Origin of the sequence: Hydrogenophaga sp. (genome assembly GCF_030651625.1) — a bacterium.
Taxonomy (GTDB): Bacteria; Pseudomonadota; Gammaproteobacteria; order Burkholderiales; family Burkholderiaceae_C; genus Hydrogenophaga.
In genome coordinates this window covers 183,532-195,578 of the sequence record NZ_JAUSCF010000022.1, presented here as the reverse complement: position 1 = coordinate 195,578, position 12,047 = coordinate 183,532, and the positions used below count along the sequence as shown (strand labels likewise).

Below are 12,047 nucleotides of genomic sequence, written 5' to 3'. Positions count from 1 at the left end.
GTCAGGCGCTCACGGTGGCGGTGGCTGTGGCGGCTTCGGACGCAACGAAGGCGGGTACCGGCGGATTGCCGGCAGACAAGGTCAGCACTTCGTATCCCGTGGGCGTGACCAGCACGGTGTGTTCCCACTGTGCAGATAGTGAGCGATCGCGCGTGACAATGGTCCAGCCGTCGCCCATTTCCTTGATTTCGCGTTTGCCGGCGTTGATCATGGGCTCTATGGTGAATGTCATCCCCGCCTTGAGTTCTTCCAGCGTGCCGGGGCGGCCGTAATGCAGCACCTGAGGGTCTTCGTGGAACCGTTGTCCGATGCCATGGCCGCAGAATTCGCGTACCACCGAGAAGCCGCTGGCCTCGGCGTAAGTCTGGATCGCATGGCCGATGTCGCCGAGGCGAACACCCGGCTTCACCATGGCAATGCCTTTCCACATGGCCTCGTAGGTCACCTGACAGAGCCGCCGCGCCTGGATCGTGCAGGCCGCTTCGCCGCCGATCAGGAACATGCGGCTGTTGTCACCGTACCAGCCGTCCTTGATCACGGTCACGTCCACATTGAGGATGTCGCCCTTCTTCAATGGCTTGTCACCTGGTATGCCGTGACAAACCACCTGATTGACCGAAGTGCACAGGTGACCAGGATAGGGGGGGTAGCCGCTGGGCTGGTAGCCAATGGTGGCCGAAACCGTTCCCTGCTGCTTCATGAACTCGGCGGCCAGCCGGTCGATTTCGAGCGTGGTGACGCCCGGTTGGATCAGGGGCGTGAGGTAGTCGAGCACTTCGGATGCGAGGCGCCCGGCCACGCGCATGCCGGCAATGCCCGCTTCGTCTTTGTAGGTGATGCTCATCACACAATTATCCTAGAAACCGCGACTGGACGGGCCCGGGAGGGCTGTCAGGGCGTGCGCTGGAAAAGCGAAACCTTTCAGTCCGCGGTCTCTTCAGATCAACCTGTTCGGTAGCGCTTCGTCAGCCATCCCATTTGGCGTAGGCTCACCTCGCACAGCCGGTCGACCCACCGGTCAGGAGCGGGGCAGTGCCCGCTCGGCCGATTCGAGCGTGTTCACCAGCAGCATGGCGATGGTCATGGGGCCCACACCACCGGGCACCGGTGTGACCCAGCCCGCCACCTGTTTCACGCCTTCGAAGTCCACATCGCCGCAGAGCTTGCCTTCGTCGTTACGGTTCATGCCCACGTCGATCACCACCGCGCCGGGTTTGACCATGTCAGCGGTCAGAACGTTGCGCCTGCCCACCGCCGCCACGATCACATCGGCCTGCAGGGTGTGGGCTTTGAGGTCGGTGGTGGCACTGTGGCACACCGTGACCGTGGCGTTGGCTTGCAGCAGCAACAACGCCATGGGCTTGCCCACCGTGTTGCTGCGACCGATCACCACAGCGTGTTTGCCGCGCAGATCGATGCCGGTGCTTTCAATGAGCTTCATGCAACCGTAAGGTGTGCAGGGCAGGAAACCTGGCAGGCCGGTCATCAGGTCGCCTGCGCTCTGGACCGAATAGCCGTCCACATCTTTGGCTGTTGAAATGGTTTCGATCACGCGCTGTGGGTTGATGTGCCTGGGCAGCGGCATCTGGACCAGGATGCCGTGAACAGAGGGGTCGCTATTGAGGGCCAGGATGCGCTCCAGCAAGGCCGATTCACTCAGATCGGCTTCATAGCGTTCCAGCACCGAATGCAAACCCGCTTCAGCGCACGCCTTGACCTTGTTGCGCACGTAGACGGCGGAAGCGGGGTCGTCACCGACCAGAATCACCGCGAGTCCGGGCTGCACACCTTTGGCCACGAGTGCGGCGGCACGGGCGGCAACGTCGGAGCGGATATTTTGCGAAAGGGTGGTGCCGTTGATCAGTTGGGCGGTCATCGGAGGTTCGAGAAAGGAGATGGATGCCGTCAGGCGGCTCGACAGTGCCTGCCTCTGCGCGAATGGCGCCCTGGAGGCGGTCAGATTGTCTGTGTCAGACCTTGGCTGGCGTCTGACCCAGGGCAATCTTGAGGAGGTCGGCCACGGTGTTGGCACCGAGCTTTTCCATGATGTTGGCGCGATGTGCCTCCACGGTCTTGATGCTGATGCCGAGATCATCCGCAATCTGTTTGTTGAGGCGACCTGCGACGATGCGCTCCAGAACCTGGGCTTCGCGGCTGGTGAGCTTGGACAGCAGTGCGTCCCTGCTGGCGGCTTGCTGGGAAGTTGCAAACGCGTCTTTGGCGTGTTCGAGCATGCGTTCAACCAATGCCACGAGCTGGTCTTCCTTGAATGGCTTCTGAATGAAGTCCAGAGCGCCCTTCTTCATGGAGTTCACTGCCATGGGCACATCGCCGTGACCAGTGATGAACACGATCGGCAGCGGAGACTGACGCTCGATCAACCGTTCCTGCAGATCCATGCCGCTCATGCCACCCATGCGAATGTCTGCAATCAGGCAGGCAACCTCTCGCGCGTCGTACCGGCTAAGAAATGCTTCCGCTGACTCGAAGCAGCGGACGCGGTAATCCTTGCCTTCAAGCAGCCACTGGAGGGAGTCGCGCACGGCCTCGTCGTCGTCGACCACGTAGACGGTACCTTTTTTGGGAATCAAACTCATCTCGCTCTTTCTGTGTCCGTCAACGACCTGGAAGGGGCGCTTTCACCAGTGCTGTCGGCACGAAGCCGCGAAACCACTGGGATCCAGAAGCTGAAGCAGCACCCCGAAACCTCGTCACCATTGTAGATGTTCTGAACTTGCATCCTGCCGTTGTGGGACTCCACGATGCTGCGGCACAGTTTCAGTCCAATGCCCATTCCCTCGCTCTTGGTGCTGTAGAACGCCTCGTAAATGCGCTCGATCATTTCGTCGGGCACCCCGTTGCCGGTGTCCATTACTGAAAACTCGATCACATCCTGGTCTTCCTGGCGACGCGGCCCGACTCTCAGTTCGATGGAACGATTGCCTGGCGGCCGGCCAGCCTGCGCAATGGATTCACCCGCGTTCTTGAGCAGGTTGATCAGCACCTGCTCAATGAGAATGGGGTCCACCATCAGTAGCGGCAGCCGAGCCGCTACGTAGGGAGTCAGGCGAACCTGCTGGCGGCGCAATTCGATGTCCGCGAGTTCGATTGCATTGCTCACCATCTGGGGCACATCCGAGAGGGTGGGGTTGGGTTCGCTTCGCTTCACGAACGCCCTGATGCGCTGAATGATCTGTCCGGCACGCTGGGCCTGCCGCGCGGTTTTCTCCAGTGCCCCGAGCAGTTCGTCGGGGCTGATCCGCTGATCCTGCAAGCGCGAGATCATGCCGTTGCAGTAGTTGCTGATGGCCGTGAGAGGCTGGTTGAGCTCGTGAGCGACGCTGGACGCCATCTCGCCCATGGTGATGAGCCGGCTCGCGGTCTGGGCGCGTTCGGTCTGTCGTGCGGCCTGTTCTTCCGCCAGCCGGCGTGGCGTGATGTCGCTGGCGATCACCATCTGTGCCAGTCGGCCATCGACCCATGTGAGGTAGCGCGTTCGCACTTCCAGCCAGCGATCGAGTTCCTCGGCAAACACCTCTGCATTTTCGGCCCCCGCGTCGGTCAAGGTCTCGGTTGGCATGCCTGCAAAAGCGTCCACCGCGTCACCGTCGTCGGGGCTGGGTGTGGGCTGGTTGCCGGCAAGATCAACAAGGTGCCGGTGACCTTGTCCGCGGGTGCCAAACCAGAGCCGGTACATCTTGTTGGCGAACAGCATTTCATCGCTGCCCAGGGGGGCAACCGAAACGGCCGAGTCCAGACTCTCAAGAACGGTGGTGAAGCGTTCGTACGAAGCGGACAACTCTTCGCGAATGCGCTTGGGCTCGGTGATGTCGGTCATCGACGTCATCCACCCTGTCTGGTGCCCATGGGGGTCTATCAGCGGCGAGACGTACATGCGTGCATCAAAGATGCTGCCATCGCGGCGCCGCACCCGGACCTCAAAGCCTCCCGGGGTCGAGCGGCCATTCAATTCGTCGTCCAGCCTGGCGGCCAGGAGGTCGTGGTCTTCTTCAGGCCAATAGGGGAAAGGCGCCGTTCTTCCCACCAGCTCGCCTTCGGTCCATCCGGTCATGGAGCAGAAGGCGGGGTTGACATAGGTGATCCTGCCCTGCAGGTCGAGTGCCCGCATGCCGGTCAGCATGGAGTTTTCCATGGCGCGTCGGAAGTTGGTCTCGGACACCAGCGCCTGCTGTGCCTGCACCCTGCGCCGGGTGTGGCGCCAGGTTCCCAGAAGCATCCAGACCGTCAGTGCGCTCAACGCACCAATGACCCAGAAGAAGCCACTGCCGACGACATCTTGTGAGGTGCGGTAGCCGTGCGCTTTCAGGATCAACCCATTGCCCACGGGCGATACGGGGACTTCATGTCCCATGGGCTGGTCGGACCAAGGCAGCAGTTGCAGCACTTCATTCGGCGTTTGCAGACTGCCAGCCAGCACCCGTCCCCGGTCATCCACCAGCGCGACCGCATACCGCGCCATGATCTCGGGCGGTATGCCGAAGCGCAGAAGCCCATCGACCGAGTACTCGCCCATCACGGTTCCGGCGAATCGGCCCTGTTCACTCAGGGGAACCTGAAGCATCAGCACCGAGTTGCGTGGGTCTTCTCCCATGGGGCGGGAGTAGATGGGTTGACGAAGGTCTCGCGCCAATTCGAACGAGCCATCTGTATCACCGGCATCGAGCGTGCTGTCCACCGGACGCATGAGGTTCACTGGCGCACTGGGTGAAGCGTAGGTGGCCAGGACGTTGCGCCGGGCGTCGATCCAGCTGATGGCCATCAACTCCGGGAACTGGCTGATCAGTGACTCGACCTGGAATTCAAATTCGTCCTTTTCGATTTCCTTGTTGCTCACTTCTCGTGCCAGACGCATGAGTTGCTCCTGGCGCTCCAGCAACCGCAGGCGAAGGCGCTGCTGGGCGTATTCCACATCTCGCGTGACCGCTTCCTGGTCGCGCTTCAGCTCTTCAAATCGAAGGTAGGTGATGGCCACTGCGATGGCCGACAGGAACAGCAGCACCGCCAGCAGCGGCCCGAGCGTGGCAAACCGGTCTTGCCTTGACGGCGGCAGGCGTCGCCACCAGCGTTTCCACCACACGGTTTGTGGGCGCCGGGGTTCTTGTTTTGTGCTGGACTGGAGCTGAGTCGACATTGCTAGGCAGAGTCTACGTGAGTGCGTGAGCATCTTCTTGTGAATGACGGCCGGACACACGCTTGGACCCTGGCATCAAGATCCTTTCTGTGTGGACGAAAGAAGGATCGATGGAAGCGCGATAACCACAATATGAAATATGCATGCACATATTGAAATCATGAAAACATTGTGGGAAAATCCGTGACACGGTGGATAGCCCGCCTTAAGCTTGATTTCAAAACCCAGAAGGAGACAAAGATGTCAGTGATCGACCCGCACAACGGCCAGGGTGCTGTAGACGTGGACAGCCAGGAAACCCGGGAATGGATGGACGCACTGGCTGCGGTCATCGAGCGCGAGGGGCCTGAGCGGGCGCATTTTCTTCTGGAGCAGTTGCTGGAAGAAGCGCGACAGAACAGCATCGATTTGCCGTTTTCTGCGAAAACCGGCTACGTCAACACCATTGAACCGATCGAAGAACAGCGCTGCCCCGGCAACATCGAGATCGAAGAGCGCCTGCGCGCCTACATGCGCTGGAACGCCATGGCCATGGTGGTCAAGGCGAACCGCCATCACCCTGAAGACGGCGGAGACCTTGGCGGTCACATCGGTTCGTTCGCTTCGCTGGCCCACATGTTCGGTGCCGGTTTCAACCACTTCTGGCACGCCGAGAGCGAAAACCATGGTGGCGACTGTCTCTACATACAGGGCCACGTATCGCCCGGCGTGTACGCCCGGGCTTACCTCGAAGGCCGTCTGAGCGAAGAGCAGCTGCTGAACTTCCGCCAGGAAGTCGACGGCAAAGGGCTCTCGAGCTACCCGCACCCCAAGCTCATGCCCGAGTTCTGGCAGTTCCCGACGGTGTCCATGGGCCTGGGCCCGCTGATGGCGATCTACCAGGCGCGCTTCCTGAAGTACCTGCACGCGCGCGGCATCGCCAATACCGAAAACCGCAAGGTCTGGGTGTTCTGCGGCGACGGAGAAATGGACGAGGTCGAATCCCTGGGGGCCATCAGCCTGGCCGCCCGCGAAAAACTCGACAACCTGATCTTTGTCGTCAACTGCAACCTGCAGCGCCTGGACGGCCCGGTGCGCGGCAACGGCAAGATTGTTCAGGAACTTGAAGGCGAGTTCCGTGGCTCGGGCTGGAATGTGATCAAGCTGCTCTGGGGCAGCAATTGGGACCCGCTGCTGGCGCGGGACAAGGACGGCGCCCTGCGCAAGATCATGATGGAGACGCTGGACGGCGACTACCAGGCCTTCAAGGCCAATGACGGCGCCTACGTGCGCAAGCATTTCTTCGGTCGCGACCCCAAGGCACTGGAGCTCGTCGCGCACATGACCGACGACGAAATCTGGAACCTTCGTCGCGGTGGACACGATGCGCACAAGGTCTACGCGGCTTACCACAAGGCGGTGAACCACAAGGACCAGCCCACCGTGTTGCTGATCAAGACCGTGAAGGGTTTTGGCATGGGCAAGTCGGGCGAAGGCAAGAACACGGTTCATCAGACCAAGAAGCTCACCGACGAAGACATCAAGATCTTCCGCGACCGCTTCAACCTGCCCATTCCGGACAGCGAGTTGCCCAAGATCCCGTTCTACAAGCCGGCCGACGACACGCCAGAGATGCAGTACCTGCATGAGCGCCGCAAGGCCCTGGGCGGCTACCTGCCCAAGCGCCGCACCAAAGCCGACGAGAGCTTCACGGTACCTTCCATCGAAACCTTCAAAGCCGTGATGGAGCCTACCGCCGAAGGTCGCGAGATCAGTACCACACAGGCTTACGTGCGCTTCCTGACGCAGTTGCTGCGCGATCAGGCCCTGGGTCCGCGCATCGTGCCCATCCTGGTGGACGAAGCGCGCACCTTTGGCATGGAAGGCCTTTTCCGCCAGATCGGCATTTACAACCCTGCAGGACAGCAGTACACCCCGGTCGACAAGGACCAGGTCATGTACTACAAGGAAGACAAAGCGGGGCAGATCCTGCAGGAGGGTATCAACGAGGCTGGTGGCATGAGCAGCTGGATCGCGGCGGCCACGAGCTACAGCACCAGCAACCGCATCATGGTGCCGTTCTATGTGTATTACTCGATGTTCGGTTTCCAACGTGTGGGCGATCTGGCCTGGGCGGCCGGCGATATGCAGGCGCGCGGCTTCCTGCTGGGTGGCACGTCTGGGCGCACCACGCTCAACGGCGAAGGCCTGCAGCATGAGGATGGCCACAGTCATATCCTGGCTGGCACCATTCCCAACTGCATCAGTTACGACCCCACCTTTGCGCATGAAGTGGGTGTGATCCTGCACCACGGCCTCAAGCGCATGGTGGAGAAGCAGGACAACGTCTTCTACTACCTGACGCTGCTCAACGAAAACTACGCCATGCCGGGCCTGACGCCTGGCACCGAAGATCAGATCATCAAGGGTATGTACCTGTGCAAGCCCGGTGCCCAGGGTGACAAACGGGTGCAACTACTGGGTTCGGGCACCATCCTGCGCGAATCCATCGCAGCCCAGGCGCTGCTGGAAAAGGACTGGGGCGTGGCCGCCGATGTGTGGAGCTGCCCCAGCTTCAACGAACTGACCCGCGACGGCCAGGACGCCGATCGCTGGAACCTGCTGCATCCCACCGAGCCGCAGCGCGTTTCGTTTGTGGCGCAGCAGTTGGAAAAGCATGCGGGCCCGGTGGTGGCATCCACCGACTACATGAAGGCTTATGCCGAGCAGATTCGACCCTTCATTCCCAAAGGGCGCATCTACCGTGTACTCGGCACCGACGGCTTTGGTCGCAGCGATTTCCGCAGCAAGCTGCGCGAGCACTTCGAGGTAAACCGCCATTACATCGTGCTGGCGGCGTTGCGTTCGCTCGCTGATGAAGGCGCGATCCCGATGGCCAAGGTCACCGAAGCGATCCAGAAGTACGGCATCAAGACCGACAAGGTCAACCCGCTCTACGCATGAAGTGGGCGCACCCCTGCAGCGCCTTCGGCGCTTCCCCCTTTGAAGGGCGAAGTCAGCCGGCAGGCCTTGCCCGCGCGGCGGTTTCCCGGGTTGAAGGCATGACCTTCGGCGCATTGAACATCTGATTGGAGACAGACATGGCATTGGTAGAAGTGAAAGTCCCGGACATCGGCGACTTTGATGAGGTGGCGGTGATTGAACTGCTGGTCAAGGTGGGAGACACGGTCCAGGCCGAGCAGTCGCTGATCACGGTCGAATCCGACAAGGCCTCGATGGAGATTCCGTCGAGCACGGCAGGCGTGGTCAAGGAACTCAAGGTCGCACTCGGCGACAAGGTGAAGGAGGGCTCTGTGGTGCTGGTGGTGGAGGCTGCGGGTGATGTAGCCGCTCCTGCGTCCGCTGCAGGCCCGGTTGCTGCCGCGCCCGCTGCCCCTGCTGCAGCACCGGCGGCCGCTGACGCTCCTGCCCCAGCGCCCGCCGCCTCTGGCCCGGTTCAAGTCCTGGTGCCCGACATTGGCGACTTCAAGGACGTGGCCGTCATCGAGGTGCTCGTGAAGCCTGGCGACCCGATCCAGATCGAGCAGAGCCTGATCACAGTCGAATCCGACAAGGCTTCGATGGAGATTCCTTCGTCGCATGCTGGCGTGCTCAAAGAGCTCAAGGTCAAGGTTGGCGATACGGTCAACATCGGTGACTTGCTGGCTATCCTGGAAGGTGCTGCAGGCAGCTCAGCGCCGGCGCCTTCTCCGGCCGCCGCTCCAGTCGCGGCCCCAGCCGCTGCAGCTTCCATCGCCGCACCCACCGCAGCCACTGCATCGCCAGCTGCAGCACCGCCCCACAACCCCGGCGGCACACCCGCACTGGGTCTACCGCACGCCTCCCCGACCGTGCGCAAGTTCGCACGCGAACTCGGCGTGCCGCTGGAAGAAGTGCAGGGAAAAGGTCCCAAGGGCCGCATCACGCTGGACGACATACAGGGTTTCACCAAGTCGGTCATGGCCGGCGCGGTGCAAACCGCCGCACAAAAGGCCAAGGCCCCTGCTGCCACCGGTGGTGGCGGCTCAGAGCTGGGCCTGATCCCCTGGCCCAAGGTGGACTTCGCCAAGTTCGGCCCCATCGAACGCAAGGAGATGGGCCGCATCAAGAAGATCAGCGGTGCCAACCTGTTGCGTAACGCCATCATGATTCCGGCCGTCACCAACCATGACGACGCCGACATCACCGATCTCGAAGCCTTCCGCGTGTCGACCAACAAGGAAAACGAGAAATCCGGCGTCAAGGTGACGATGCTTGCCTTCCTGATCAAGGCCAGCGTGGCGGCGCTCAAGAAGTTCCCCGAGTTCAACAGCTCCATTGACGGCGACTCGCTGGTCTACAAGCAGTACTGGCACATCGGCTTTGCGGCCGACACGCCCAATGGCCTCATGGTCCCTGTGATCAAGGACGCCGACAAGAAGGGCGTGCTGCAGATCAGCCAGGAAATGGGCGAACTCGCCAAGAAGGCGCGCGAGGGCAAATTGAGCCCCGCTGAAATGAGCGGCGCCACCTTCACCATCTCTTCGCTGGGTGGCATCGGTGGCCGTTACTTCACGCCCATCATCAACGCGCCCGAAGTCGCCATCCTCGGCGTCTGCAAGAGCCAGATGGAACCGGTGTGGGACGGCAAGGCTTTCGCCCCGCGCTTGATGCTGCCGCTGTCGCTCACCTGGGACCACCGCGTGATCGACGGCGCTGCTGCGGCCCGCTTCAACGCCTATTTGGGCCAGATTCTCGGCGACTTCCGCCGGGTATTGCTGTAAAGGAACCGGACCATGGCATTGATTGATATTCAGGTTCCAGATATTGGCGACTTCGACGAAGTGGCCGTGATCGAGTTGCTGGTCAAACCCGGCGACACCGTCAAGGCCGAGCAGTCGCTCATCACCGTGGAGTCCGACAAGGCTTCGATGGAGATTCCTTCCTCGCACGCGGGTGTGGTGAAAGAACTCAAGGTGGCGCTGGGCGACAAGGTCAAGCAAGGCTCGGTGGTGCTGGTGCTGGAAGGTGAGGGCGCCACCAGTGCTCCCGCCGCAGCGCCCGCGGTCGCCGCGGCGCCCGTTGCTGCTGCGCCGGCACCAACTCCCGCTAGCGCGCCGGTGGTGGCGCCCACCGCGTCCAGCTTTGGTGGCAGCGCCGACACCGAGTGCGATCTGCTTGTGCTCGGCGCCGGCCCTGGCGGCTATTCCGCTGCCTTCCGAGCGGCCGACCTCGGCCTCAAGGTCGTGATCGTTGAACGCTACGCCCAACTGGGTGGCGTGTGCCTGAACGTGGGCTGCATCCCGTCCAAGGCGCTGCTGCACGTGGCGGCGGTGATGGACGAGGTCAGTCACATGGCAGATCTGGGCGTGGAGTTCGGCCGGCCCATCGTGAACATCGAGAAGCTGCGTGGCCACAAGGAAAAGGTGATTGGCAAGCTCACTGGTGGCCTGGCGGCCATGGCCAAGATGCGCAAGGTCACCACCGTGCGTGGCTATGGTGCCTTCGTTGGCCCCAACCACGTGGAAGTGGAAGAAACCACCGGCACGGGTCAGGAAAAAACCGGTAGCAAGAAGGTGGTGGCTTTCAAGAAATGCATCATCGCGGCCGGCTCACAGGCCGTGCGCCTGCCCTTCATGCCGGACGATCCGCGCGTGGTCGACAGCACCGGCGCACTGGCGCTGAAGGATGTGCCCAAGCGCATGTTGATCCTGGGTGGCGGCATCATTGGCTTGGAAATGGGCACGGTCTACAGCACGCTGGGTGCACGCCTGGACGTGGTGGAAATGCTGGACGGCCTGATGCAGGGCGCCGACCGCGACCTGGTCAAGATCTGGCAGAAGATGAACGCCAAGCGTTTCGACAACATCATGCTCAAGACCAAAACGGTGGGGGCCAAGGCCACACCTGAAGGCATCGAGGTGACGTTCGAGAGCGCCGAGCCCGGTGGCACCGCACCCGCGCCCCAGGTCTACGACCTGGTTCTGCAGGCTGTGGGCCGCACGCCCAACGGCAAGAAGATCGCCGCCGACAAGGCTGGCGTGGCCGTGACGGACCGTGGCTTCATCAACGTCGACATCCAGATGCGCACCAACGTGCCGCACATCTTCGCCATCGGCGACATCGTGGGCCAGCCCATGCTGGCGCACAAAGCGGTGCACGAGGCGCATGTGGCGGCCGAGGTGATTGCAGGTGAACTGCAGGGCAACAAAGAGCTGGCTGCAGCCGCCTTCAACGCCCGTGTGATTCCGAGTGTGGCCTACACAGACCCCGAGGTTGCGTGGGTGGGTCTCACCGAGGACCAGGCCAAAGCGCAAGGCATCAAGGTCAAGAAGGGGTTGTTCCCCTGGACCGCTTCAGGCCGCGCCATTGCCAACGGCCGGGATGAGGGCGTGACCAAGCTGCTGTTCGACGATTCACCCGAGGCCCATGGCCACGGGAAGATTCTTGGCGGTGGCATGGTGGGCACGCACGCGGGTGACATGATCGGCGAAGTTGCGCTGGCCATCGAGATGGGTGCCGACGCAGTGGACATCGGCAAGACCATCCATCCGCATCCCACGCTGGGCGAGAGCATCGGCATGGCGGCGGAGGTGGCGCACGGGTCTTGTACCGACTTGCCGCCGAGCAAAAAGTAAGCGGTTTCCATCTCACCCGAGAGCAAGCCCGGCCTGGCATCAGCCCGGGCTTTTTTCTGCTTGATTGAGCCGCTGCTTACTTATCTGAAAACGGCGCAGCACTTTCAAGTTCCTGTGCCTTGCGTTGTTCCCGCTCGCGGATGGCCTTTTTGACGTCGTACAGCTGCCAGACGCCAAAAAGCAGAACCACAAGAAAGACGCCCAGTTCCAGCCAGATACCCATGACATTGCCTCATTGAAACAAGCCCATCACACAGAGTTGCCATGTTGCCTGACGCGATGGGCGGGCGCAACAGAGT

Annotated in this window: 8 protein-coding genes; 3 read left to right on the top strand and 5 right to left on the bottom strand. The window is 61.7% G+C overall.

The annotated features are described in order from the left end of the window. Position 1 precedes the first annotated feature (1 nt). The 4 genes from map to Q7V46_RS08800 all read right to left on the bottom strand — a co-directional run bounded on the left by map (position 2) and on the right by Q7V46_RS08800 (position 5,152). Entirely contained in the window at positions 2-844 is an 843-nt protein-coding gene (gene map / locus Q7V46_RS08815) for a type I methionyl aminopeptidase (RefSeq protein ID WP_304913154.1), read from the bottom strand. Positions 845-1,018: 174 nt separating this feature from the next. After that, on the bottom strand, positions 1,019-1,876 hold the full coding sequence (folD, locus tag Q7V46_RS08810; protein ID WP_304913153.1) for a bifunctional methylenetetrahydrofolate dehydrogenase/methenyltetrahydrofolate cyclohydrolase FolD: 858 nt from the start codon (positions 1,874-1,876) through the stop codon (positions 1,019-1,021). Positions 1,877-1,970: 94 nt separating this feature from the next. Beyond that, a complete protein-coding gene (locus Q7V46_RS08805; protein ID WP_304913152.1) occupies positions 1,971-2,597 on the bottom strand; it encodes a response regulator transcription factor in 627 nt (208 codons plus the stop codon). Further along, complete coding sequence (locus tag Q7V46_RS08800; RefSeq protein ID WP_304913151.1) at positions 2,594-5,152, bottom strand: PAS domain-containing sensor histidine kinase; 2,559 nt, start codon at positions 5,150-5,152, stop codon at positions 2,594-2,596. Before Q7V46_RS08800 ends, Q7V46_RS08805 begins: the two co-directional genes overlap by 4 nt. A 240-nt stretch (positions 5,153-5,392) precedes the next feature. On the opposite strand from Q7V46_RS08800, the gene aceE reads away from it, so the two are divergent. From aceE to lpdA, 3 genes are all read left to right on the top strand, one after another. Further along, positions 5,393-8,095, top strand: coding sequence for a pyruvate dehydrogenase (acetyl-transferring), homodimeric type (gene aceE, locus Q7V46_RS08795; protein WP_304913150.1), 2,703 nt, complete (start codon positions 5,393-5,395; stop codon positions 8,093-8,095). Positions 8,096-8,232: 137 nt separating this feature from the next. Then, a complete protein-coding gene (aceF, locus tag Q7V46_RS08790) occupies positions 8,233-9,894 on the top strand; it encodes a dihydrolipoyllysine-residue acetyltransferase (protein ID WP_304913149.1) in 1,662 nt (553 codons plus the stop codon). 12 nt (positions 9,895-9,906) lie between these two features. After that, entirely contained in the window at positions 9,907-11,748 is a 1,842-nt protein-coding gene (lpdA, locus tag Q7V46_RS08785; protein ID WP_304913148.1) for a dihydrolipoyl dehydrogenase, read from the top strand. A 76-nt stretch (positions 11,749-11,824) separates the two neighbouring features. Here the strand turns inward: lpdA and Q7V46_RS08780 are convergent, their stop codons facing one another. Further along, positions 11,825-11,971 carry a hypothetical protein gene (locus Q7V46_RS08780; protein ID WP_304913147.1) on the bottom strand — a complete coding sequence of 49 codons (147 nt, stop codon included), beginning with the start codon at positions 11,969-11,971 and terminating at the stop codon, positions 11,825-11,827. Between the last annotated feature and the right edge of the window lie 76 nt (positions 11,972-12,047).